The sequence below is a fragment of the Actinocorallia sp. B10E7 genome (assembly GCF_039871655.1).
In the GTDB taxonomy this organism is placed as follows: Bacteria; Actinomycetota; Actinomycetes; order Streptosporangiales; family Streptosporangiaceae; genus Actinocorallia.
Map to the genome: position 1 here is coordinate 192,311 of NZ_JBDPLZ010000006.1, position 23,515 is coordinate 215,825.

A 23,515-nucleotide genomic window follows, 5' to 3' on the forward strand; every position below is an offset into this window, starting at 1 on the left:
GCGCCGTCCGCCTCGGGACAGGCGCGCGGCACAGGAGAACAACCTTGCCCGGGTCGTGGATCGCCAGGGCGGGTGGACAGCCACCGCTGAACGGCTGGTGAGAAGGGGAGAAGATCATGAGCACCGCTTCCGGTCTACCGCTGCCTCCCCATCGACCTGAACCCGGGCATTCCCTGCGGACCATCAGGGAGATCAGGGAATCCCGGCCAGAGGAGCAGCGCGAACACTTCGACGCCGAACTCGCCGACACCGACCTCGACGCCCTACCCGCAGTCCTCCGACGTTGGGCCGCCATGGCGAACGACGGCTTCCTGGACCTCCTTCTCTCCACACCGTTCGAAGGACTGGAGTTCGGCGAACGTTCCTATGACGACGCCGCGAGCGGCCAGTGATCTACCTTCTCGGCACGAACGTGGCGGCAGAACCCACCACCCGCCCACGTCCGTCTCCCGCCGTCGTGGCCTGAGCTCGTTCCGCCCCTGCCACGAGCCTCTTCCTGAACGTCGCGACACTCGCCGAAATCGAACCGGGCATCTCCATCACCCCGGATCCCAGCCGCCGCGCCTCCTTCGAACGGGCGTCGGCGGGCCAAGCCGACAAGGGCTCGCTGTACGGCCGTCCCGTCGGAACACGCTTTGGGCGGGACGGCCGCCGTGGTGGGGCAGGGCTTCAGGCGAACTCGACGGCGGTGCTCAGGTAGGTGCCGAGGCATCCGGTGGTCGAGGAGGTGTTCGGTCCCGCGGTGGCCCACGGGCCGTACAGCGTGCTGTTCACCCAGAGGTTGGGCGGCACGTACCGGATGCACTTCACGACGGCTCGGTACTGGCCGGTTCCGGAGGCGCACCGCACCGTCACGGACGTCTTGGGGATGTTCGGCTTGTACTGGCTCACGGTGACCTGCGTGGTGCAGTCGGCCGGCACCGCGTGGGCGGGGGCGGCGGGCCCGATCACGACGGCGGGGACCGCGAGGGCCGCGGCCAGGGCGGCGGCTCCGGACTTCACGCGGACGCGCATGGGAGGACTCCTCTCGCCGCGCGGGACGGCCCCGGCGGCTCCACCATGATCGGAGCGGCGCCGTCCCGGGCGCCCGGGTCCCGCGTCCTCGCCCGGGGCGATTCGCCGGGACGGGGGTCCCGTGCCGGGGTCCCGATGCCGGGCGGGTCACCGCATCGTGCTCACGGACCGTGACCGGCCGGAGCGCGGGGGACACGTTTCGTCGGCGGGATCGGCGCGTCCCTCCCCGACGGCGGCGGCCCGATCTGCGCTATCGAAGAGTCACGTTCTGTCGGATTACCTGGCCGGGCCCTTCCCGCCGCAGCGATTGCACGGCGAACTGATGGATGCGGGGTTCTTCGCTCTACGAGGAGAAAGGCGGGGCATCGAGGTCGCTTGGTGAAGCGGATCACCAGGTCGGCCAACTTTTGGGGGCTGTTGAGGGTGTGATGCCTCACAACGCCCGGTCAATCCGGTGAACACGGGCATGAGGGTCTGGGAAGGGCCTCTAGCCTGTGTGGCCAGAGGGTTGTTCTTCCCACAACCACCGGTTTGAGCGGGGGTCTGGTCCATTACTCTCCGTATTTCTTCTTCGCGTCGCCTGGAGCTCCAGGGCCACCGGGGCGCGCGTGGGCTGCGGCCCGAGAACACCCTGCCCGGCATCGCGCACGCGCTGGCCGTCGGAGTGGACGCCGTCGAGTTCGACGTGGGGCTGACCGCCGACGGGGTGGTCGTCGTGCACCATGACCAGACGCTCTCCGCGCTGACGTCCGTGGACCGGGAACCGGTCTCGCCCGGCGACCCGATGTGGCCCTACGTGGGGCGGCGGATCCGGGAGCTGACGCTGGCGCAGGTCAGGACCGTGGACTCCGGGGTGCGGCGGCCCGACCCGCTGGACCCGTTCACGCTGACGCAGCTCCCGCTGCCGGGGACGCCCGTCGCGACGCTCCAGGAGGTGTGCCGGCTCATCCGGTGCGCGCCCACGGTGCGGCTCTGCGTGGAGCTGAAGACCGACCCGTCCTGGGCCGACGCCGAGGTCGCGGAGTTCACGGCCGCGGTGGCGGGGGTGCTGAACGAGCACGGGCTGCTCAGCCGGTCGCGGCTGCTGGGCTTCGACTGGCGGTTCCTCAAGCACGCGCGGCGGCTCGCCCCGAGGCTGGGACGGGTGGCGCTGGCCGAGCCCCCGACGCTCGACCCGCAATGGCTCGCGGGAAGCGACCCGGACCGCCCCGTGGCCTCCGCCTTCGCGGCCGGGGCGACCGTCTACTCGCCGCAGTACACGATTCTCGACGAGGACGTGGTGCGGGAATCCGCCGAGCTGGGAATGCCGGTGACGGTGTGGACGGTGAACGAACCCGAAGAGATGGAGCGATTCATCAGGATGGGAGTTTCGGCGATCGTCTCCGATTATCCGGATCGTCTGCGCATCGTCGCCGAAGAACAGGGACTGGCCCTGCCCCGGCGTTACCGGACGCGTGAGGCCGTGTTCTTCTGACTCCACGGAAAAGGGCCCCGGTCGTAGATCACGACCGGGGCCCTTTTCCTGTTCCGCGAACTCAGATACGGCCCTCGGCCGCTTTGAGGGCGATGTCCGTGCGGTGGTGCGAGCCCCGTAGCGAGATCCTCGAAACCGCCTCGTAGGCCCGGTGACGCGCCTCGTCGAGGTCCGCGCCGGTGCCCACCACCGACAGCACGCGGCCTCCGCTGCTGACGAGCATGTCGTTCTCGTCGAACCGGGTGCCGGCGTGCAGGACGTACGCGCCCTCCACGTCTTCGGCGGCGTTCAGGCCCTCGATGGCGTCGCCCTTCGCCGGGTCGGCCGGGTAGTTCTCGGCGGCCACGACGACCGTCACGGCCGCGCCGGGCTTCCACTCCAGCTTGGTGTCGGGGGCGAGGTTGCCGATCGCGCAGGACTGCATCAGCAGGCCCAGCGGGGTGGCCAGCCGGTCCAGGACGACCTGCGTCTCCGGGTCGCCGAAGCGGGCGTTGAACTCGATCACCCGGACGCCGCGCGACGTGAGCGCCAGACCCGCGTAGAGCACGCCCACGTACGGGCTGTTGCGCCGGCGCAGCTCGTCGATCGTCGGCTGGACGACGGTGCGCATGACCTCGTCGACCAGGCCTTCGGGGATCCACGGCAGGGGCGTGTAGGCGCCCATTCCGCCGGTGTTGGGGCCCTCGTCGCCGTCGTGGGCGCGCTTGAAGTCCTGCGCGGGCAGCAGCGGCACGGCGTGTTCGCCGTCGGAGAGCGCGAACAGGGACAGCTCGGGGCCGTCCAGGTACTCCTCGATGACCACGCGGTCGCAGCTCAGCGCGTGCTCCAGCGCCACGGCGCGGTCCTCGGTGACGACGACGCCCTTGCCCGCCGCCAGCCCGTCGTCCTTGACCACGTACGGGGGGCCGAAGACGTCGAGGGCCTGCTCGACCTGGTCGGCCTCGTCGCACACGAACGCGCGGGCCGTGGGCACCCCGGCGGCCTGCATGATCTCCTTGGCGAACGCCTTGGAGCCCTCGATGCGGGCCGGTCCGGCGTCGGGGCCGAAGCAGGGGATGCCCTCGCGGCGCACGGCGTCGGCGACCCCTGCCACCAGGGGGGCCTCGGGGCCGATGACCACGAGGTTGACCTTCAGCCGGACGGCCAGCTCGACCACGGCGAGCGGGTCGGTGGGGTCGAGGACGTGGTTCTCGGCCAGCGCGGCCGTTCCTGGGTTGCCTGGCGCGCAGAACAGCGCGGTCACGGAGGAGTCTTGGGCAAGGGATCGGACCAGGGCGTGCTCGCGGCCGCCGGATCCGAGAACAAGGACGCGCACGTTAGTTGAGCCTATCTCGCCTTAGGTGTGAACCTTGACGTTGACCGGTACGTCTTAAGTGTCAGCTGCTAACCTGGCAGAAGTCTTGCGTCCTGTCCCCTAGGTGAAAGGAGGTGGCCGAGATGAGTACTGGTGATCCATGCAGTACCAGCGAAATGCCTCATCATCCGCAGTCCACCTCTTCCAGGGGTCCGGTCACGCCTGCGTCGCGCTCCCTTCTCTGAAGCTCTTGAAGCGAGGTCGAGCGCCGCTTTTTTCGTTGATCACGTGACGCGTTCACGGCCGGGCTCCCGAACCTGCGTGAAGGAGCCCCGCCATGGCCATGACCCGAGTGCGCCCCGGTCTGTCCTTGTTCAGCCGCAGCCCCAAGCCCATCCCCTGCGACCCGGTCCGCCGCGGCAGCGCGGTGATCGACTGGGCCGTCTACATCGACGGCCAGCGCGTGGTGACCGACAGCGTGGCCGACGCGATCCGCCTGGTCCGCGACGGTGAGCTGTTCGTCCCCAAGGACACCGAGTCGCCCGGGTTTGTCTGGGTGGGCCTGCACAACCCCGAGTCCAGCGAGCTGGAGCGGCTCGCCGAGCTGTTCGGCCTGCCCGAGCTGGCCGTCGAGGACGCGATCAACGCCCATCAGCGCCCCAAGCTGGAGCGCTACGAGGACATGCAGTTCTTCGTCCTCAAGTCCGTCGGCTACGTGGCCACGGACGGCGTCGACTCGGTCGAGACCGGCGAGATCATGGTCTTCTGCGGCCCGGACTTCGTGGTGACGGTCCGCCACGGCGACCACGCCGAGCTGGCGTCCGTCCGCCGCCGACTGGAGGCCGACCCCGAGCGTCTGGCCCTGGGCCCCACCAGCGTCCTGCACGCGGTGGCCGACCGGGTCGTGGACGGCTACCTGTCGGTGGCCGAGGCGGTCCAGCAGGACGTGGACGAGGTCGAGGAGTCGGTCTTCTCCCCCGAGCGGACCAACGACACCAACCGCATCTACCACCTCAAGCGCGAGACGATCCAGCTCAAGCGCGCCGTCGGCCCCCTCGCGGGCCCGCTGCGCACCCTGTGCAACCGCCGTACGATCCCGCACGAGATCCGCGAGTACCTGCGCGACGTCGAGGACCACCTCACCCGCGTCCGCGAGCAGGTCGACGCCTGCGACGAGCTGCTGAACCCGATCCTGCAGGCCCACATGACCCAGGTGACGGTCGGCGACAACCAGGACATGCGCAAGATCTCCGCCTGGGGCGCGATCCTCATGCTCCCCACCGCCATCGCGGGGATCTACGGCATGAACTTCGAGCACATGCCCGAGCTGGGCTGGGCCTACAGCTACCCCACCGTCATCACCGTCATCGCCACCGGCTGCCTGCTGCTGTACCGGGGCTTCCGCCGCAACGGCTGGCTCTGACCCGGCCCGCCTCCGGGCCGAGGGGCGGGCGGCCGGTCGACTACTTTGTGAGGGTCGGCGGAGTGGCCGCCCGGAGGGCCGGAGGAGAGGGCCGCAGATGATCAGGCTGGTCGCGTTGAACGTGCATCCGCTGAAGAGCGCTTCGGGGACCGGGGTGGACGAGGCGGTGCTGACGGACAAGGGGCTGGCCCATGATCGTGAGTTCATGCTGGTGGACGACCGGGGGGTGTTCCTGTCGCAGCGGAGGCACCCCCGGATGGCGCTGTTGCGGACGGCGTACGACGGCGAGGTGCTGAGCGTCAACGGGTTCGTCCACAAGCCTGTGGACGACGGCGAGGTACGCGAGGTCACCGTCCACAAGGCGTCCTGTCTGGGAGTGGACCAGGGGGACGAGGCCGCGGCTTATTTCTCCGGATTCCTGGGGACGGAGTGCCGGCTGGTGCGGTTCACGGGGAGTCGTGCCACGGGGCGGGGCGGGGGCGAGCTGGCCTTCGCGGACGGGTATCCGCTGCTGGTGGTCTCGCAGGAGTCGCTGGACGATCTCAACGGGCGGCTGGACGAGGCCGTGCCGATGGACCGGTTCCGGCCGAACCTGGTGTTCTCGGGGCTGGGGGCGTTCGAGGAGGACGGCGTCAGGCGGCTGCGGGTCGGGGAGACGGAGATCGAGATCGTCAAGCCGTGCGGCCGGTGCGCGATCACCACCGTGGACCAGGAGACCGGTGAGAAGGGGCGGGAACCGCTGGCCACGCTCGCGGCCTACCGGGCGCGGCACTACGAGGGACGGCGGCAGGCGATGTTCGGGCAGAACGCGATCCCCCGCGTGACCGGTAACCTCAAGGTCGGCGATCCGGTGGAAGTTCTGGAGTACAAGGCGTGAAGCACCTGCACAGCGGCAAGGTCCGTGATCTCTACGAGCTGCCGGACGGTGAGCTCCTCATCGTCGCGCGCGACTCGATCTCGGCCTATGACTACGTGCTGAGCACGCCGATCCCCGACAAGGGCAAGGTGCTCACGCAGCTGTCCCTGTGGTGGTTCGAGCAGCTCGCCGACGTCGTCCCCAACCACGTGGTCTCCACCGAGCTGCCCGAGGGCGCGCCGAAGGAGTGGGCGGGTCGGGCCGTCGTCGTCAGGAAGCTCGACATGGTGCCCGTCGAGTGCGTGGCGCGCGGGTACCTGACCGGCGGCGGGCTCAAGGAGTACCGCCGGAGCGGCTCGGTGTGCGGGGTCGCGCTGCCCGAGGGCCTGGTGGACGGGTCCCGGCTGCCCGAGCCGGTCTTCACCCCGACGACCAAGGCCGCGGTCGGCGCGCACGACGAGCCGATGACCTTCCCCGAGGTCGAGCGGGCCGTCGGCGCGGAGCTCGCCGCGAAGCTGCGCGACATCACCCTGGAGGTCTACCGGCGCGGCGCCGAGATCGGCCGGGAGCGCGGCGTGATCGTCGCCGACACCAAGATCGAGCTGGGGCTGCGGGACGGCGGGTTGATCCTGGGCGACGAGGTGCTCACCCCCGACTCCTCCCGGTTCTGGCCCGCCGACGACTGGGAGCCCGGCCGCTCCCAGAAGTCCTTCGACAAGCAGTTCGTCCGGGACTGGCTGGTCTCTCCCGAATCCGGCTGGGACCCGGCCTCGGGCGCCGAGCCGCCCGCGCTGCCCGAGCACATCGTCGAGCAGACCCGGGCCAAGTACGTCGAGGCCTACGAGCGGCTCACCGGACGGTCCTGGGCCTGACGTCCCCGCTCCTTCCCGACGCGGCCCCCGCGGCCGTTCCCACCGGATAGGTTCTGTGCATGTCAGTGCCCAGGGTCGCGCTCACGGTCGATCTCGTCGTCCTCACCGTGCGGGAGCAGAAGCTGTGCGCGCTGACCTGGATGCGGGACCATGAGCCCTACAAGGACTGCTGGTCCCTGCCGGGCGGCTTCATCCAGCTCGACGAGGACCTCCCGGTCGCGGCGGCCCGCCTCATGGTCGAGAAGGCCGGGCTCGCCGACGTCCGGATCCATCTGGAGCAGCTCGCCACCTTCGGCTACCCCGACCGCGACCCCCGCCAGCGCGTGGTCAGCGTGACGTACCTGGGGCTGGCCCCGCACCTGCCGGCGTCGTCCCGCGCCCAGGTGACGTGGAAGCCCGTGGACGTGCTGCTGGAGCGCGAGGAGAACGCCTTCGACCACCGGCGGATACTGCGCGAAGGCGTCGAGCGGGCCAGGTCCAAGCTGGAGTACACCTCGCTGGCGGCGACGTTCTGCCCGCCGGAGTTCACGGTGGCGGAGCTGCGCCGGGTCTACGAGATCGTCTGGGGTGTCCCGCTGGACCCGCGGAACTTCCACCGCAAGGTGACGGGGGCGGACAGGTTCCTGGTCCCGACCGGGGAGACCACGACCCGGGACGGAGGGCGGCCGGCCCAGCTGTTCCGGCGGGGGAGCGCGGTGCAGCTGCACCCGCCGATGCTGAGACCCGGTCTTTGACCGGGCTTTCCCGGCATATCGTGTTAGGGATGGCTGTGAGAGGAAGAGACGAGATGAGCCCGCGATTCAGGTCGGTCCTCGACCGTTTCCAGGAGTACAAGCCGGGCCGAAGGGTCACCGCCCCCGACGGACGCTCCTTCAAGCTCTCCTCCAACGAGTCGCCCTACGGGCCGCTCCCCTCCGTCCTCGCCACGATCGCCGAGGCCGCGCAGACGATCCACCGCTACCCCGACAACGCCTGCACCGACCTCATCTCCGAGATCGCCCGGCACTTCGGCGTGCCCGAGGACCACGTCGCGGTCGGCTGCGGCTCGGTCGGCGTCGCCCAGCACCTCTTCGAGGCGGTCGGCGAACCCGGCGCCGAAGTGATCTACGCCTGGCGGTCGTTCGAGGCCTACCCGCTGCTCGCCGACCTGTCCGGCGTCACCTCCGTGAAGATCCCGCTGCGCGAGGACGAGACCCACGACCTGGACGCCATGCTCGCCGCGATCACCCCGGCGACCCGGATGATCCTCGTCTGCAACCCCAACAACCCGACCGGCGAGGTGGTCCGGCGCGCCGAACTCGAGGCGTTCCTCGACCGCGTGCCCGACGACGTCCTGGTCGTCCTCGACGAGGCCTACCGCGAGTACCGGACCGACGCGGACGTGCCCGACGGGCTGGAGATCTACCCGTCCCGCCCGAACGTCGCGGTGCTGCGGACGTTCTCCAAGGCCTACGGGCTGGCCGGGCTGCGCGTCGGGTTCCTGGTGGCCCACCCGGTCGTCGCCGCGGCCATCCGCAAGGTGTACCTGACGTTCAGCGTGAACAGCCTCGCCCAGGTCGCCGCCATCGCGTCCCTGCGGGCCGAGGACGAGCTCCTCGAACGCGTCTCCGTCACGGTCGAGGAGCGCGACCGCGTCCTGACCGCGCTGCGCGACCACGGCTGGAAGGTCGGCCCGTCCCAGGCGAACTTCGTCTGGCTCCGGCTCGGCGAGCGCACCCTGGAGTTCGCCGCCCTCTGCGAGGCCGCCGGCGTGAGCGTCCGGCCGTTCCCCGGCGAGGGCGCGCGCGTCTCCATCGGCTCGCCGGAGGAGAACGACGCCTTCCTGTCCGTCGCGAAATCAGCGGCAGGAGTATTCGAAAGAGGCTGAGGCCTCCTGTGCGGCCGGTGAGCTCAGCTCGAAGGTCCCGGTGAGCCTGGCGCGCCCGGAGCCGCTCACGTGCCAGTTGAGCGGCACCACGAGGGCCTTCTGCCCGGCTGGCACCTTCGCCACCGCCAAGGGGCCCGGGCCGCTGTCGCTCTGGCGCCAGCGGTAGCGGACCTCGCCGGAGCCGCCGTCCAGGGTGAGCGTCGCGGTCAGCCGCACCGTGCGGGACCGGGTGGCCCTGTCGCAGGCCAGCACTCCCTCGGGGGCTTCGACCACCACCTTCGTCACCCGCAGGGCGGCCTGCTCGCGCGCCTGGATCCAGTACAGGACCCCGCCGACGACCGCCAGGGAGACCAGGACGCCCGCCCACGAGACGGACCGCGAGCGGCGCCGGGCCCGCGTGACCGTCGACGGATCCCACATCCCGGGCTCGGCCCGGCCCGTACCCAACCGGATGCGGAGGTCCTCCGCCGAACCCGCCGGAGGCGTCACCGCCTCCCCGTAAGAAGGCGCGTCCAGCGGACGGCGGGGGCCGCCCGGGTCCTGGCACGTCACGTCCGGGGGGAGGTCCCGGCGGGTGGCCTCGGGCTCGTCCGGCGTCATCGCGTGACGACGCGGCCCTGAGGCTGAACAGGCACGCCGGCGTCCGGGGCCACCGGGTCCGCCGGGGGCGTGACCGGATCCTCGGTCGGCTCGGCGGGCACCGTCGGCTCCTGCGGGACCGTCGGCTCCTCGGTCGGCTCCTCGGTCGGCTCGGCGGGCTTCGTGGGCTTCTTCGTCGGAGTCGGCTTCTCCGGCTTCTCCTCATCCGGGTCGGCGGAGTCCGTCTCGGACGGCGACGCGCTGGGCTTGACCGGCTTGCTCGGCGACGCCGGCGCGTCCGAGGGCGAGGCCGTGACCGTCACGGTGATGGAGGGCCTCGCCCCCACCGGCTTGATCTTCTTGTCCGGTTTGCCGGTCGGCAGCTCGCCGCCGGTCTGCGCGGTCGGCGACGCCTGGGTCGCGGGAGCCGCCTGCTGGACGACGTTGTCGCGGTCGGACGCGTTGAACGCCAGGAGCGCGCTGGTGGCGACCAGCGCCATGACGGCTCCGGCCGCGGTGGCCAGCAGCCCCAGACGGGGGCTCGGCCGGTATCCGGGGGACTGCCGCGGCGACGGCGCGTCCAGGACGGTGGTGAGGGCCTCGGTGCTCGGCTCGTAGGAGGGCCGGGTGACGGGGAACAGCAGCGCCAGTGCGAGCGCGCGGGCCTTGAGGAGGTCGCGGCCCCTGTCCTCCCAGTCGGCGCCGTAGGCGGCCCCGGCCGTCATCTCCAGTTCGAGCAGGTAGGCGAACGCGCTCTGCGGGCGGCCCCGCACGTCCTTGGACATGCCCGCCTCGATGAGGTCGCGCAGGCCGGGCGGCACGTGCTCCACCGGGACGGGCAGGCTCTGGTGCGCCAGCTCCAGCGCCCCCAGCGTCCCGGCCTGGTAGGGGCGGTGGCCCGTCAGGCACTCGTAGCAGACGGCCGTGATCGCGTACACGTCGGCGGAGGGCGCCGCGGGTGCGCCGGCCCACTGCTCGGGCGGCATGTAGGCGGGCGTCCCGACGGCCCGCATCTCCTCGCCGGCCTGGACGGCGACGCCGAAGTCCGACAGCAGGCTGTTGCCCTCGCCGTCGACCAGCACGTTGCCGGGCTTGCAGTCGCGGTGCACGACGCCGGAGGCGTGCGCGGCGGCCAGGCCGAGCAGCGAGCCCTTGAGCACGACCAGCGCGGCCTCGGGCTCCAGCGGCCCGGAGTCGGCCAGGATCTGGGACAGGCTCACCCCGTCGACCAGCTCCATCACGACGGCCGCCCGGGTGGACGTCTCGACGTACTCGAAGAACTGCACCAGGTGCGGGTCCTCGAGCTCGGACAGGAGCCGGGCCTCGTCGCGGAAGCGGGTGACGAAGACCGGGTCGAGGGCGAGTTCGGGGGTCAGGTACTTGATGGCGACGTTGATGCCGGACTCGATGTGCTCGGCCATGAAGACCCGTCCGGACACACCGGTGCCGAGCTCACGAATGTGCCGGTACCCGGGTACTGTCCATACGCTTTCCACGCCAAGTCCTCCAACCACGCGCAATCGCAGTATGAGACGCACGCCGTTGTGCACTGGTTGCGGGGAATTTTAGTCTTTTCCGATTAACAGCCGGTTACCCGGCTGTTTTTCCGGGGCCCAGCTTCTCCACTATCAGCCGGTAGAGCTGACGGGGACGCCCCGGCTGAGGGGTGCGATTCGGCGGAAGAGGCCAGGCCAGGCCCTCTTCGACCAAAGTTCGCAACAACCGGCGAGCGGTCCGGGGTGTGACGCCCAACATACGTCCGGCGTTCTCCGCGTCCACGATCAGCGGGGCTCCCGTATCACCCTGATCACCGAGTTTATCGGCCAATCGCGACAAAATCTCCAGACCCTTGGGCTTGGCCTGCTGGGCGCCGCCGCGCACCGGCTGTCGAGGGGCGGGGACCAGCGCCCTGCCGTCGCGGTCGAGCGCGAAGCCCTGCGCCCGCTGGGAGGTCTGCGAACGGGCCAGCGCGGCCCTGGCGTGGGTCTCGGCCTCCTGGGCGGTGCGGCCCATGCCGATGCCCACCTCGACCACCAGCCCGAGCTCCTCGCGCGCCCGCTCGACGAACGGGGGCGTGCGGAAGCCCTCGGTGCCGGAGGAGACCGACCCGCGGGTCGCGGTGACGAGATAGCTGTGGTCGTCCAGCGGCCACACCGCGGCGTTCATCCGGTGCGCCTCCTGCAGCAGCATCCGGTGCAGCGCCAGCTTGAGCTCCTCCCGCCAGTAACGGGGGGTGGCCCGGCGCGGCGACTCGCGCAGCGTGGGCACGTCCACCAGCACCACGACGAGCTGGGACTCCTCCAGCCGGTTGTGGGCGCCCAGCAGCGCGGCGGTCTGCAGCGAGCTGCGGATGGCCGCGCCGGTCGGGCGGATCCGCAGGGTCGGCACGCCCGCCAGCTCCATGCGCTCGGCGGTGGCGTGCACGCAGGTGAGCGCGACGCTGGTCAGGCCGCGGCGCCACAGGCGCTCGTGGAAGGCGGCGAGCGTGCCGGGCCCGGCCACCTCCTCGCGCAGGTGCACCTGCTCGACGGGCAGGCCGACCTCGCCGAAGGCCTCCTCGACCTCACCGCGCCCCAGCACGTCGATGCTCACCTTGGAGGGGTCGAAGCGCTCGTCCAGCGAGGCCCGCAGCAGCGCACCCTGCAGGGCCGCTCCGTTGAGCGGCACGTACGTCGCCGGCATGGTGAGGACCCCGGCCTTGCGCGCGAAATCATAGGGGACGGGGCTGGCGAACAGGCAGACGTCCACGCCCGAGCCCAGCCGCACGACCTTGTCCGCCGCCTCCTGCTCGTCCCGGTAGGCGGCCGCCACGAGGCGGCTCGGCACCGGGGTGGGGCCGTGCCCCATCAGCATGACGCGCTCGACGAGATCATGCGGGCCGACGACGCCGATGGTCAGGTCCGGGGTCATCGAACCCGCCCGTGGTCCACTCATGGCTCTCGCCCCTGCCTCTCGGCCGCCCACGTTGCCCTTGTTCAACTGGCCCGCTGACGCGGGTCGTCTCCATCCTCTTCGGGCGGATCACATATCCACCCGAAGATGTGACTCTCTGACGCGAAACCGAATCAAGAGTGCGGCGAAAAAGTAACCTAAGGACAGGGGTGGACAGAAATTCCTTACCGAGAGGTCAGGTTCCGGTCAGCACACACAGCCCATGAACTCGCACCTTAAAGGGCGGATCATGGGCTGTGAAGGGCTTTCAGGGGTTTGTAGCCTGCCGGAAGGGTGACCGAATCCGGTCTCTTCAGACCGTTTCGCGGTGCACATCCGCGCCCAGCGCGGTGAGCCTCTCGGCGAAGTTCGAGTGGCCGCGGTCGATGTAGTAGGCCTGGCTGATCTCGGTCTCGCCCTCGGCGGCGAGCCCGGCCAGCACCAGCGCCGCGCCCGAGCGCAGGTCGTGCGCGATGGTCTTGGCCCCGCGCAGCGGTGTCGCGCCGTAGACCTTGGCCCGCTGGTTGCCGGCCACCTCGATGGAGGCGCCCATCTTGATCAGCTCTTCGGCGAGCTGGAAGCGGCTGTCGAAGATGCGCTCGTAGATGTAGGACTCGCCCACCGCCTGGGTGGCCAGCGCCATGATCGGCGACTGGAGGTCGGTGGCGAAGCCCGGGTACTCGTCGGTGATGACATTGATCGGCCGCAGCGGACGCTCGCGCCGCACCTGCAGCACCGCGCCCTGCTGGCTGAACTCCACGCCCATCTGCTCGAGCTTGTCGACCGCGACGCCCAGGTGCTCCAGCTCCGCGCCGACCAGGCTGACCTCGCCGCCGGTGATGGCGCAGGCCATGACCAGCACGCCCGCGTCGATGCGGTCCGGCATCACGGTGTGCTCGACCGCGGTGAGCTCCTCCACGCCGGTGACCCGGATGAAACCGGTGCCGCCGCCCTCGATCTGCGCGCCCATGCGCTGCAGGAAGTCGATGTTGTCCAGGACCTCCGGCTCCAGCGCGCAGTTCTTGATCAGCGTGGTGCCGTTGGCCAGCGCGCCGGCCATGACGAGGTTCTCGGTGCCGGTGTGCGAGGGGGTGTCGCAGTACAGCGTGCCGGCCTGCAACTGGCCCACCTTGACGTGGATGTAGCCGCCGTCCGCGCTGTCGGTGTCGTGCTCGGTGACCGTCGCGCCCATGCGCTTGAAGCCGTTGTAATGGAAGTCGAGGTTCCGGCTGCCCAGGTTGCAGCCGCCGACGCCCTCGATCACCGCCTCGCCGAGCCGGTGCAGCAGGGCGGGCACGAACAGGAAGGAGCCGCGGAAGCGCGCGGCGATGTCCGCGGGCAGCACCGGGCTGCTCAGCTCCGAGGCGTCGATCACCAGCGTGCGCTCGGCCTCGTGCAGATCCGCCTTGGCCCCGACGGCCTGGGCGAGCTCGACCGCCCGCCGCACGTCCTCGATGATCGGGATGTTGCGCAGGACCGTGCGTCCCTTGGACGCCATCAGCGCCGCACCGATCATGGGCAGCGCCGAGTTCTTGGCCCCCTGGATGAACACGGTGCCCTGCAACTGCTTGCCGCCGTTGACACGGTAGGTAACGCTCATCAGCCGGTGGTCCCTTCCCCTAGACACGCGCCGCCCAGTATCGCACCGGGCCTTGAATGCGCTGACCGTCCGAAATTCCCGGCCGCGCTCTCGACGTTCGATAGGACTACCCGACGACCGCCGAAGTTCACCGATTTTCAGGGGAGCACCCTGGCGGCCTGATCATAGGCGGCGGTGCCGAGTCGTTCGGCCTCCCGGCGCGTGGCCTTCGCCCCGTACACCGTGACGGTGCCCAGGTAGCCGCGCGCCTTGAAGATGACGAACCACATGGTCACCTTCGTGGAGCCGCTCATCGTGAGCAATCCCACGGTCCGCGAGCCCTCCCCGACGAAGCGCCGGTCGGGGGTGGCCTCCACCACCTGGTGGGTGGACCACCGGCCGCCGACCCGGGTCCGGAAGGTGCGGCACAGGGCCGGGACGCGGCGCCCTATCTCCTCGGTCGCGGTCAGCTCCGAGACCGCGACCAGCGTCTGGGTGATCGTCTGCCCGTCGGCGCGGGCGAAGGTGGTGAGGGCCGCCGGGGCCGAGGCGATCTCGCCGCCGGTGCCGAACGTCTGGGTGGCGCCCGCGCACTTGGGTTTGTCGAGGGTCACCTGACCCTGGAGCTGGGCGAAGTTGCGGACGGGCTTGAGCATCCCGTAGACGCCGGAATCCGGCTCCCCCGCCCTGACGTACCGGGGGATCTCCGGGAGCAGGGCCTGGCGCAGCTGGTCGGAGGTGTACGTCCTGGCCGCGGCCCGGGAGGGGAGGCCCGCCTCCTCCGCCGGGGCCCGGGAGCCGCGGGTGCTCTCGGAGCACCCGCTCAGCATGACGAGGACCGCCAGACCGGCGGGGAAGAGGCGCTCGATCCGCATGGGACCGACGATACTGCCGATCTCCCCGCCCTCTCCGTCACTTGCTCTTGTGGTCGTTGTACTCGGGCACGTACTCCTGCTCGGACAGCTTCTGGATGGCCTGGACGATCTCGTCGGTGATCGCCCTGCGGGCGCGTCCCGGAGGCTCGCCGGCGTACTGGCCGAACTCCAGGACCGGGCCGATCCGCACGGTCACCCCCCGGCCGATCTTGGGGAACCGGCTGCCGTACGGCTGGAGCTCCTGAGTCCCGATCAGGCCGACCGGCAGGACCGGCGCGCCGGTGGCCAGGACGACCCAGCCCGCGCCCGTCCGGCCCCGGTACAGCCGCCCGTCCATGGAACGGGTGCCCTCGGGGTAGATGCCGAAGACGGCGCCGCCGCTGACGATCTCGGCGGACTGCTCCAGGGAGCCCATCGCCGAGGCCCCGTTGCCGCGGGCCACCGGGATCATGCCGAGCGAGCTGAAGAACCAGCGGCTCATCCGGCCCCTGAAGCCCTTGGTCTCGAAGTACTCGGCCTTGGCCAGGAAGACCACCTTCAGGGGGAGCAGGGCGATCGGGATCACGTAACTGTCGATGAAGGACAGGTGGTTGCTGGCGACGATGAGCGGCCCGGAAGAGGGGATGTTCTCCTTCCCTTCCACACGAAGGCGGAACAACAGCCGGAAAAGAGGTGGAACCACCAACCTCATGAAGCGATAGAACAACAGGCTCTCCCCAGGCTCCTGACGACCCGATTTTTGCCCCATACCCTAGCGCCCTGCCGTTACCGCTCGGTGACTAGGTCGCTACCAGTCAGTAATACTTATCACCCGACCCCATGGAGCGGGCCACGAACTTGTCACGATCGATTAAGGACTCGATGTGACCTAGGAGACAGACTGATCGAAAAACGGCTATTGTTACTTCTATGTAACGCGCGGCAACGCACAGAGACAGCCGTCTCACAGGGGGAGGTCCCCATGGCACTGACCGATCGCCTCAGCGTCCCCGACCGACTGCGTCTGCCCCACCTGCCCGGGCTGCCCGGCCTCCCGACGCTTCCGGCCCTTCCCCGACCGCACTACCGGGTGTCCCACGTGAAGGACATCCCCGTCGTCATGCCGGACGGCGTGAAGCTCCTGACCGACAGGTACATCCCGGTGGGGGTGAAGAACCCGCCGACGATCCTCGTCCGCACCCCTTACGGGCGGCGCGGCGTCACAGGGGCGATCAACGGGTACCCGTTCGCCTACTTCGGCTACCAGATCGTCGTGCAGAGCGTGCGGGGGACGTTCGGCTCAGGCGGGGATTTCGACCCCCTCAACGAGCAGATCGACGGGCTCGCGACCGTCGAGTGGCTCAAGCGCCAGCCCTGGTTCGGCGGCGTCTTCGCCACCTACGGACCCAGCTATCTGGGGCACACGCAGTGGGCCGTCGCCGCCAAGTCCGGCCCCGAGCACAAGGCGATGGCGCTGTCGGTGACCGCCTCCCAGTTCCGCGACGCGATCTACATCGGCGGCTCCTTCGCCCTGGAGTCCACCCTCGGCTGGGTCTCGGTCACCTCCAAGATCGAGAACCCGCTGGAGCTGCTCCGGATGCGGCGGCGCACCGCCCGCGCCATCCGGGCCGGGCTGCCCCTGGAGGAGCTCGACGCCTTCACCACCGGCGGCAACGTGCCGTTCTTCCAGGAACTGCTCACCGGGCACGGACTGGCCGAGAACCCCTTCTGGGACGGCCGGGTCCACACCTCCGCGATCTGCGAGGACCTGCCCGCCGCGGCGATGGTCGGCGGCTGGTACGACGTCTTCCTGCCCTGGATGATCAAGGACTACCTGGCCATGCGGGAGTGCGGCCAGCAGCCCCAGCTCACCATCGGGCCCTGGTGGCACGCCGACCCCCGGCACGGCCTGGTGGCCGTCCGGGAGTCCCTGGGCTGGTTCCGGGCCCATCTGAAGGGCGACCAGAGGGGACTGCGGGAGAACCCCGTCCGGCTGTTCATCACCGGAGCCGGCGAATGGCGGGAGTTCGCCGAGTGGCCGGTGCCCGGCATGAAGATCCGCCGCTGGCACCTGCACCCCGGACACGGCTTCCGGCCCGACACGCCCGGCAGCTCCGCCCCCGAGCGGTACCGCTACGACCCGGCCGACCCGACGCCCGCGTACGGCGGCCCGTCGCTGCTCGGGCTCAGCCGCCCCGTGGACCAGCGGCCCGCCGAACGCCGCCCGGACCTGCTGGTGTTCACGTCCGAGACGCTGAAGGACGACCTGGAGCTGATCGGGCCCGTCGGAGCCGAACTGTTCGTCCGCTCGTCCCGGACGCACACCGACTTCATCGTGCGGCTGTGCGACGTCTCCCCCGACGGGACGTCCAAGAACATCTGCGAGGGCGGGCTGCGGCTCGACGAGCACAACTCTCCCCCCGACGGCGAGGGGGTGCGCCGCGTCGACCTCGAGCTGTGGCCGATCGGGCACCGCTTCAAGAAGGGGCACCGGCTGCGCGTCCACGTCAGCAGCGGCGCCTACCCCAAGATCGCCAGCAACCCGGGGACGGGCGAGCCGATCGGCTCGGCGCGCAAGGCCGTCGCGGCCGAGCAGGAGGTCTTCCACGACCCGTCGCGACCCTCGGCCCTCCTGCTTCCGGTGGTCTGAAGTTCATCATCCGGAGTGACGACCGGTCCGATGGCCCCATGCGACCATCTGAAACGTGAACATACTGATCAAAATCGTCATCACCGCGGTCTCCCTCGCCGCAGCCGCCTACTTCCTGGACGGCATCGACGTACCGGGCAACGACAACACCGAGCGCGCCCTCACCCTCATCGCCGTCGCCGTCATCTTCGGGATCGTCAACGCCCTGCTCAAGCCGATCATCAAGACGCTCGGCTGCGCCTTCTACGTGCTGACCCTCGGCCTCTTCGGCCTGGTCGTCAACGCGCTGCTGCTCATGCTGACCGGCTGGATCGCCGAGCAGGCGGACCTGCCCTTCACCGTGGACGGGTTCTGGCCCGCCCTGTGGGGCGCGATCATCGTCGGCGTGGTCGGCTGGGTCCTCAGCCTCGTCCTCGACAACGACTGAGGACCCTCCGGACGTCGAAGGCTCAGCGGGCGACGCGCAGCCTCGCCCCGGTGACGGTCACCGCACCGGACCCCTGGTTGACCAGATCGACCCGATAGCTGCGGTCGCTGCTGAGCCACATCACCCCGGACAGGGTGTACTCGACCTTCGTGCCGTTGCCGATCTTGTCCTCGCCGAAGACGTCCTTGACCCGGGCGGCACCGGACTTCTCGTACTCGGCGAACGCCAGCTTCAGCTTCTCGCCCGCCCCCTGGCCGTCGACGACCGCGCCGAGCGTGACCAGGGCCCAGTCCTTGACCTTGGGCGTCCAGGCGGGACCGCTGCCGTGCATGTGCGACGGGTCGGCGTACTCGGCGTCCCACGGGACGGAGACGCGCTCGCCCGGAGCGATCGTCAGGGCGCCCTTGATGCCCAGGTTGAGCAGGATCTCCAGCACGTCCTCGGGCTCCGCCGGAGGCTTGTCCGGGACCGGCTCGGCACCGCCCTTCGGACGGGGAGCGCCCTGCTTCACCCACGCGTAGAGCCTCGCGCCGGGGCAGTCGGTGGAGTAGCCGTCGCGGTGGCCCTTGATCTCCCTGCCGGCGCCGCCGTTGGCACGGACGTACTCGATGGCGTCGCGGATGCCGTGCAGCATGTCGTCCGTCGGGGTGACGAGCCCCTTGTTCCCCACCATGCCGAGGACCGCGTAGTGGCCGGTGTTGAGGCCGGGGCCGTTGGCCGCGGGAAGACGGTGCAGGCCCCGCCCCTCGAAGACGTAGCGGTGCGGACAGACGAGGAAGCTGTAGCCCACGTCGTTCCAGCCGTTGCCGTCCATGTGGCCGTTCTGGATCTGGCGGGCCATCGCCGCGCAGCGCCCGTGGTCGTCCTTCAGCCGGGGGTCGACGAAGCTCCCGGTGTAGTGGACCTTCACGCCGCGGGTCGAGGCCAGGTAGGAGGCCTGGCTGCGAGGCGAACGCGCACCCCACTGTCTGCGGGTCACGAGCTTCACGAGATCCCCTTCTCCGACTACAGGCCGTTCAAAGCGACCGTACTCGGGATCCGCGGATATCGCAGTCAATCGTGCGCCACGGCACCGTGCCTCTCTCCGAATTCTTCGCCTTCGAGGAGGAATTCCAGTTTGTCGCCCAGTTCCGCGCGGACCCGTTTCTCCATGGCGCGCGCCACGAACGGGTTCATCACCATCTGGACGAGCGGGCGCATACGGCGGACGACCTCCGCGACGCGGACCGCGTCCTTTCCGAGGATGTCCGCGTCCTTGATGACATGGTCGTTCACCAGGTCCACGAAACGGCCGGCGATGACCTCGCAGTCGCGGCGGATCTCGTCGGCGATGTCCAGGACCGCCTCCAGGGGGACGCCGTTGGCGACGAGCTCCGCGCCCACGTGCAGGAGGCGGGGGCTGGGGATGCGGTAGCGGTCGCCCTCCGGCTCGACCAGCCCGAGCTCGACGGCCCGGCCCAGGAGGGCGTCGATCCGCCCGGAGCCGCCGCCCGTGTCGAAGACCCCGACGAGCTCGTCGTAGGCGACCCAGGCGGGGATCTCGTCGGACCAGGGGTCGGTGAGGACCTGCTCGAGGCCGAGGACGTCGCCCACGTCCCGCCCGGCCTCCCACGCCTCGACGAGGTCGCCGATGTTGGCCAGGGTGTAGCCGCGCTCGAGCATCTGGCCGATCAGGCGGAGACGGGCGAGGTGAGCATCGTCATAGATGCCGACCCGGCCCTGCAGCCTCGGCGACGGGAGGAGCCCTCTGTCCTGGTAGGAGCGGATGTTGCGCACGGTCGTCCCGGCGGTCTGCGCCAGCTCGTCGATCCGGTACTCGCGCATCCACGCCTCCCCGCCGCTTGACCTGGTGACCCCGGCGTAAGAATCTTACGCCTGACAGGAATGAGACATTGACTGATGTAATGGTGGTGGCCGGATATGGCGGAGACACGCGCGGTCGAAGAACTCCTGTTGGGTGAGCCACTGCTGTTCACCCTCCATGACGTGGAAGAGAAATCCGGCATCGAGCTGGGACTGGGCCTGCGGATCTGGTCCGCGCTCGGCTTCCCCACACCCCCCGGCGACACGGCGGCCTTCACCGAAGAGGACATCGTCGCCATGCGGACCATCCGGGAACTCCTCGAACACGAATACGTCGACGAGGAGATGGTGCTGCAACTGGCCCGCGGAGTGGGCCAGACGATGAGCCGACTCGCGCACTGGCTGGGCGAAGTGTGGCTGGAACGGCTCGCCGAACACCTCGTGCAACCCGGCGAGGCCGTCACGGACGAGACCGTCACGGCCGCTCTGCTGGCCAGCGCGGAACTGCGGCCCAAGTTCGAGAACCTGCTGCTGCGGGGATGGCGCCGGCAGCTCGCCGCCGTCGGCGTCAGCGCCCTCACCGGGACCGCCACCGCGACCGCCGACCCCGGAGCGGGAACGGCGACGCTCGCGGTGGGATTCGCCGACATCGTGTCGTTCACCCGGCTCAGCCGCCACCTGGACGCCGACGGGCTCGCCGAACTCATCGACCGGTTCGAGACCGAGACCGCCTCGATCATCGCCGCCCTCGGCGGACGGGTGATCAAGACGCTGGGAGACGAGGTGCTGTTCACCGCGCCCGACGCGGCCTCCGGCGCGGAGATCTCGCTGCGGATCTCCGAACGGTCCGCCGCGGAGGACTTCCCGCGGGTGCGGGTCGGAGTCGCCTACGGGGAGGTCATCCTGCGGCTCGGAGACGTGTTCGGGACACCCGTGAACATGGCGGCACGGCTGACGGCCGCCGCCCACCCCGGGACCGTGCTGGCCAGCCCCGGAATGGGCGCGGAACTCGCGGCCGGGCCCTACTCACTGAAAAAGATCAAGGCCCGGTCGCTGCAGGGGCTGGGGAAGGTCAGGCCCTACCTGCTGCGGCGGGACTGACCTCCTCACGTCCTCCTCACAGGACCGAGAGGCCCCAGCGGACCGTCACCTGGGTCTGCGTGCCGTCCGCCATGTTGATGATCGAGACGACGGCGGAGCCGGCCAGGCGGACGAGGCTGAGCGGGAGGCGCACCCTGAGCGCGAAACCCTGGCCGTCGCCCAGGGTGCCGCCCGAGCTGTCCAGGGTGATCTTGCTGCTGTCGGCGACGGCCTGCCAGGGGACGGAGCCGCCCAGCGCCTGGAGCTGGATCTGCGTCGTCCGGTCGGAACCGATCTCCACCAGCGGGGTGTCGACCCGGAGCTCGGGCACCACCGTGACGGCCGGCGGCGGCTGCGGCTGGTTCTCGTCCTGGGGGCTCGAATGCCCGGAGGGCTGAGGGGACGGTGACGGCGACGCGGCCGAGGAAGGCGGCGGAGAACCCGAAGGCGACGGCGTCCCCTGCGGGGTGTCCTGCGGCCCGGGAAGATCCTCCGCCACCTGGGTCGGCGGGGAGGACGTCGACAGATGCATCCCTCCGGGCCCCAGCGGGCCCACCGACTTCGGCCGCCCGTCCTCCTCGACGGGGCTTGTGGGCTTCGTCACCACCGGCATCTCCGTCTGGTCCCCGCCCGGCGGCCACGGCAGCGTCGGAAGCCCCAGATTCGGCCCGATCAGGAACGAGGTGATGAGCGCCACGACGAACGTCGTGAGCATCCCACCGCCCGCCAGCAGCCAGCGGCGCCCCAACGGCGAAGGGACATCCGGCTGCCGCGGCAGACCCTCCGGCGTAAGGTTCCCCCCCTTGCCGGAGATATCGGCCCGGTAGCCGGCGAGTTCGGGATCCGTGCCCGTGTGCAGCACCCTGTGCCGCAACTGCGGCGGCGGAACAGGCGCAGGCGGCGCCTCCAACAACACCGAGAGCGGCACCCCCGCCCTGCGACGGCACTCAGGACACCGTCGGCGGTGCTCCTGCAACTCCGGCGCCCGCCCCCCGCGCGCACGCAGGCACCGTTTCTCCTTCACCCTCAACTGCGCTTCCAGCGCCGCCTCGGCCCTGGCCTTGGCCTGCCCCGCCAACGCCGCCGCCTTGAACGGCGAAACCCCCAGCACCGCCGCCAGATCCGCCGCCACGACCCCGTGCCGGAACGTCAACAGCAGCAGGTCCTGATCGCTCAACGAGACCCTGTCGAGCGCCCCCTCGAGCAGTTCCCTGGCCTCCTCGACCGAAAGCCCCCCGAGGCCCCCCACCCCCGGAATCCCCCAGTCCCAGACCAACCCCCTGGCCCGGCTCCGCTCCATCCCCCTCCGCCGCACCGCCGCGTACAGCCACGCCCGGAACCGCTCCCGATCCCGCAGCCGAGGCCCCCGCCGCGCCGCGTCGATGAAGACGTCATGCACCAACGCCTCCGCGGCCTTCCCCTCCCCCGACAAGGAGACCGCATAATCGAATATCTGTTCGACATAGGTGTCGTAGAGCTTCGCGAGCGCGTTCTCCTCCCCATCGTTCAGCCCCGCGACCAACCCACGGTCGATCTCCGGAGCGAACGCAGACCATCTGGGCATGCGTGCTCCACCTCACAAACGGCTTCCTGAATACACCCACCCCCCCACCACGTCCAGGGTTCCCCCAAAATCGACCACCCCCACCCCCTCCACACCCCCACCCCCGAAACCGATTCGCCTACATCCCCAACACCCGGTATGCTCATCTCTCGTTGCGACACCGCAGGTTGGGACACCGCAACAAGCACCCGTAGCTCAATGGATAGAGCATCTGACTACGGATCAGAAGGTTAGGGGTTCGAATCCCTTCGGGTGCGCTTCAAAACCTGCCCTGACCAGGGAGTTCTTCCAGTGGGAAGAACTCCCTGTGATCGTTTGAGCGGGTCGGGCGTCGTTCGGGCGTCCAGAAGATTCCCCCGGGCACCTGGCGTTCGACAAGGCGTCTTCGACAGAAATCCGCTGGTCAGACGCTTGCCAGCGCCGTGAACGAGATCGGCTGGCCATCCCCGGCAAAGACTCGCTCTTTAGCAAGATCGACAGAGTTCGCCCAAGGCACGCCCACGCCCAGTGGCACACCGCCGCCATCGCCTTGTGTCGCGTCGGTTCACCCTGTCCGGCCGCTGGACAGAACGTCACGGTTCTTCGATGAACGGCCGCCACGAGGTCAGGCGTCGACAGTTCGGCCTGGTGCGAGGACGCCCACGCCGAACAGGTCGATGACCTCGTCGATCAGGGTCTCGGCCCGGGTGGCGTCGAGGTAGTCGTCGACGAACATCTGGGAGAGTCCGTAGACCAGGGCTTGGGCGGTGATCCTGATCAGCTCGGGGTCGGCCCGCCGGAGTTCGCCGCGCTGCTGGCCCGCGACGATCATGCTGGTGATGGCGTCGGTGAAGGCGCGGTGACCTTCCTCGACGGCGGGGGTGCGGTCCGCTGTGAAGAGGGTCGGCCGCAGGAGCGTGAAGCGGTGCGGATGGGTCAGGGCGTAGTGCACGAACGCGGTGCCCAGGGCCCGGAACGGCAGAGAGCCGGCAGACTCCACCGCTGCCAGCTGAACCATGCCGAAGTCCACCATGACGACCTCCGCCACAGCCGCCATGAGGGCAGCACGGTCGGGGAAATGCCTGAACGGCGCGGCAGGGGAGACGCCCGCCCTGCGGGCCACTTCGCGGACGGTCACCGCTTCGGCACCCGCCTCGTCTAGCAGCTCGACGGCATGTGCGACCAGCGTCTCCGGCAGGGACCCGTGGTGGTAGGGCCGTCCCGTCGTCTTCATGCAGCCAGTCGTACCACACCTTGACAGGTGACCCG

At 70.0% G+C, this 23,515-nt stretch carries 22 protein-coding genes and 1 tRNA gene; 11 read left to right on the forward strand and 12 right to left on the reverse strand.

Annotated features, from left to right (window positions below; genetic code table 11):
* Positions 1–116 precede the first annotated feature (116 nt).
* Positions 117–392 carry a hypothetical protein gene (locus ABGB12_RS22555; RefSeq protein ID WP_347681038.1) on the forward strand — a complete coding sequence of 92 codons (276 nt, stop codon included), beginning with the start codon at positions 117–119 and terminating at the stop codon, positions 390–392.
* 277 nt (positions 393–669) lie between these two features.
* Here the strand turns inward: ABGB12_RS22555 and ABGB12_RS22560 are convergent, their stop codons facing one another.
* Complete coding sequence (locus ABGB12_RS22560) at positions 670–1,014, reverse strand: hypothetical protein (protein ID WP_347681040.1); 345 nt, start codon at positions 1,012–1,014, stop codon at positions 670–672.
* 580 nt (positions 1,015–1,594) lie between these two features.
* On the opposite strand from ABGB12_RS22560, the gene ABGB12_RS22565 reads away from it, so the two are divergent.
* The gene (locus ABGB12_RS22565) at positions 1,595–2,488 is read left to right on the forward strand and encodes a glycerophosphodiester phosphodiesterase family protein (protein WP_347681486.1); all 894 of its coding nucleotides are present in this window, start codon (positions 1,595–1,597) and stop codon (positions 2,486–2,488) included.
* Positions 2,489–2,549: 61 nt separating this feature from the next.
* On the opposite strand, the gene purD is transcribed toward ABGB12_RS22565, so the two are convergent.
* The gene (gene purD / locus ABGB12_RS22570) at positions 2,550–3,803 is read right to left on the reverse strand and encodes a phosphoribosylamine--glycine ligase (protein WP_347681042.1); all 1,254 of its coding nucleotides are present in this window, start codon (positions 3,801–3,803) and stop codon (positions 2,550–2,552) included.
* 316 nt (positions 3,804–4,119) lie between these two features.
* Between purD and ABGB12_RS22575 the strand changes: the two genes are divergently transcribed.
* The 5 genes from ABGB12_RS22575 to hisC all read left to right on the forward strand — a co-directional run bounded on the left by ABGB12_RS22575 (position 4,120) and on the right by hisC (position 8,800).
* Entirely contained in the window at positions 4,120–5,205 is a 1,086-nt protein-coding gene (locus tag ABGB12_RS22575) for a magnesium and cobalt transport protein CorA (protein WP_347681044.1), read from the forward strand.
* Between the two features lie 97 nt (positions 5,206–5,302).
* Positions 5,303–6,082, forward strand: coding sequence for an MOSC N-terminal beta barrel domain-containing protein (locus tag ABGB12_RS22580; protein ID WP_347681046.1), 780 nt, complete (start codon positions 5,303–5,305; stop codon positions 6,080–6,082).
* On the forward strand, positions 6,079–6,933 hold the full coding sequence (locus ABGB12_RS22585; RefSeq protein WP_347681048.1) for a phosphoribosylaminoimidazolesuccinocarboxamide synthase: 855 nt from the start codon (positions 6,079–6,081) through the stop codon (positions 6,931–6,933). Before ABGB12_RS22580 ends, ABGB12_RS22585 begins: the two co-directional genes overlap by 4 nt.
* Before the next feature lie 59 nt (positions 6,934–6,992).
* A complete protein-coding gene (locus ABGB12_RS22590; protein ID WP_347681050.1) occupies positions 6,993–7,667 on the forward strand; it encodes an NUDIX domain-containing protein in 675 nt (224 codons plus the stop codon).
* A 53-nt stretch (positions 7,668–7,720) separates the two neighbouring features.
* On the forward strand, positions 7,721–8,800 hold the full coding sequence (hisC, locus tag ABGB12_RS22595; protein ID WP_347681052.1) for a histidinol-phosphate transaminase: 1,080 nt from the start codon (positions 7,721–7,723) through the stop codon (positions 8,798–8,800).
* On the opposite strand, the gene ABGB12_RS22600 is transcribed toward hisC, so the two are convergent.
* The 6 genes from ABGB12_RS22600 to ABGB12_RS22625 all read right to left on the reverse strand — a co-directional run bounded on the left by ABGB12_RS22600 (position 8,771) and on the right by ABGB12_RS22625 (position 15,422).
* Positions 8,771–9,400 carry a hypothetical protein gene (locus ABGB12_RS22600; protein WP_347681054.1) on the reverse strand — a complete coding sequence of 210 codons (630 nt, stop codon included), beginning with the start codon at positions 9,398–9,400 and terminating at the stop codon, positions 8,771–8,773. The genes hisC and ABGB12_RS22600 overlap by 30 nt on opposite strands.
* The gene (locus ABGB12_RS22605; RefSeq protein WP_347681056.1) at positions 9,397–10,875 is read right to left on the reverse strand and encodes a protein kinase; all 1,479 of its coding nucleotides are present in this window, start codon (positions 10,873–10,875) and stop codon (positions 9,397–9,399) included. Before ABGB12_RS22605 ends, ABGB12_RS22600 begins: the two co-directional genes overlap by 4 nt.
* 94 nt (positions 10,876–10,969) lie before the next feature.
* Entirely contained in the window at positions 10,970–12,289 is a 1,320-nt protein-coding gene (locus ABGB12_RS22610; RefSeq protein ID WP_347681488.1) for a transcriptional regulator, read from the reverse strand.
* A gap of 334 nt (positions 12,290–12,623) precedes the next feature.
* A complete protein-coding gene (gene murA / locus ABGB12_RS22615) occupies positions 12,624–13,910 on the reverse strand; it encodes a UDP-N-acetylglucosamine 1-carboxyvinyltransferase (protein ID WP_347681058.1) in 1,287 nt (428 codons plus the stop codon).
* Positions 13,911–14,047: 137 nt separating this feature from the next.
* On the reverse strand, positions 14,048–14,764 hold the full coding sequence (locus tag ABGB12_RS22620) for a hypothetical protein (protein WP_347681060.1): 717 nt from the start codon (positions 14,762–14,764) through the stop codon (positions 14,048–14,050).
* Between the two features lie 37 nt (positions 14,765–14,801).
* Positions 14,802–15,422 (reverse strand): lysophospholipid acyltransferase family protein, encoded by a 621-nt coding sequence (locus ABGB12_RS22625; RefSeq protein WP_347681062.1) that lies wholly within the window; start codon positions 15,420–15,422, stop codon positions 14,802–14,804.
* 303 nt (positions 15,423–15,725) lie between these two features.
* Here ABGB12_RS22625 and ABGB12_RS22630 point away from each other — a divergent pair, with 303 nt between their 5' ends.
* Together ABGB12_RS22630 and ABGB12_RS22635 are read left to right on the forward strand one after the other, a co-directional pair.
* Positions 15,726–17,393, forward strand: a complete 1,668-nt coding sequence (locus tag ABGB12_RS22630; RefSeq protein WP_347681064.1) for a CocE/NonD family hydrolase — start codon at positions 15,726–15,728, stop codon at positions 17,391–17,393.
* 55 nt (positions 17,394–17,448) lie between these two features.
* Positions 17,449–17,820: a phage holin family protein gene (locus ABGB12_RS22635; protein WP_347681066.1), complete on the forward strand. Its 372-nt coding sequence runs from the start codon at positions 17,449–17,451 to the stop codon at positions 17,818–17,820.
* 22 nt (positions 17,821–17,842) lie between these two features.
* Here the strand turns inward: ABGB12_RS22635 and ABGB12_RS22640 are convergent, their stop codons facing one another.
* Both ABGB12_RS22640 and ABGB12_RS22645 read right to left on the reverse strand, forming a co-directional pair.
* Positions 17,843–18,808 carry a peptidoglycan recognition family protein gene (locus ABGB12_RS22640; protein WP_347681068.1) on the reverse strand — a complete coding sequence of 322 codons (966 nt, stop codon included), beginning with the start codon at positions 18,806–18,808 and terminating at the stop codon, positions 17,843–17,845.
* A 65-nt stretch (positions 18,809–18,873) separates the two neighbouring features.
* A complete protein-coding gene (locus ABGB12_RS22645; protein ID WP_347681070.1) occupies positions 18,874–19,644 on the reverse strand; it encodes a MerR family transcriptional regulator in 771 nt (256 codons plus the stop codon).
* Positions 19,645–19,740: 96 nt separating this feature from the next.
* Here ABGB12_RS22645 and ABGB12_RS22650 point away from each other — a divergent pair, with 96 nt between their 5' ends.
* Positions 19,741–20,724 (forward strand): adenylate/guanylate cyclase domain-containing protein, encoded by a 984-nt coding sequence (locus tag ABGB12_RS22650; RefSeq protein WP_347681072.1) that lies wholly within the window; start codon positions 19,741–19,743, stop codon positions 20,722–20,724.
* Between the two features lie 16 nt (positions 20,725–20,740).
* Here the strand turns inward: ABGB12_RS22650 and ABGB12_RS22655 are convergent, their stop codons facing one another.
* The gene (locus tag ABGB12_RS22655) at positions 20,741–22,267 is read right to left on the reverse strand and encodes a sigma factor (RefSeq protein ID WP_347681074.1); all 1,527 of its coding nucleotides are present in this window, start codon (positions 22,265–22,267) and stop codon (positions 20,741–20,743) included.
* Between the two features lie 184 nt (positions 22,268–22,451).
* Here ABGB12_RS22655 and ABGB12_RS22660 point away from each other — a divergent pair.
* Positions 22,452–22,524: transfer RNA gene (locus ABGB12_RS22660), tRNA-Arg, on the forward strand.
* A 347-nt stretch (positions 22,525–22,871) separates the two neighbouring features.
* On the opposite strand, the gene ABGB12_RS22665 is transcribed toward ABGB12_RS22660, so the two are convergent.
* Entirely contained in the window at positions 22,872–23,480 is a 609-nt protein-coding gene (locus ABGB12_RS22665) for a TetR/AcrR family transcriptional regulator (protein WP_347681076.1), read from the reverse strand.
* Between the last annotated feature and the right edge of the window lie 35 nt (positions 23,481–23,515).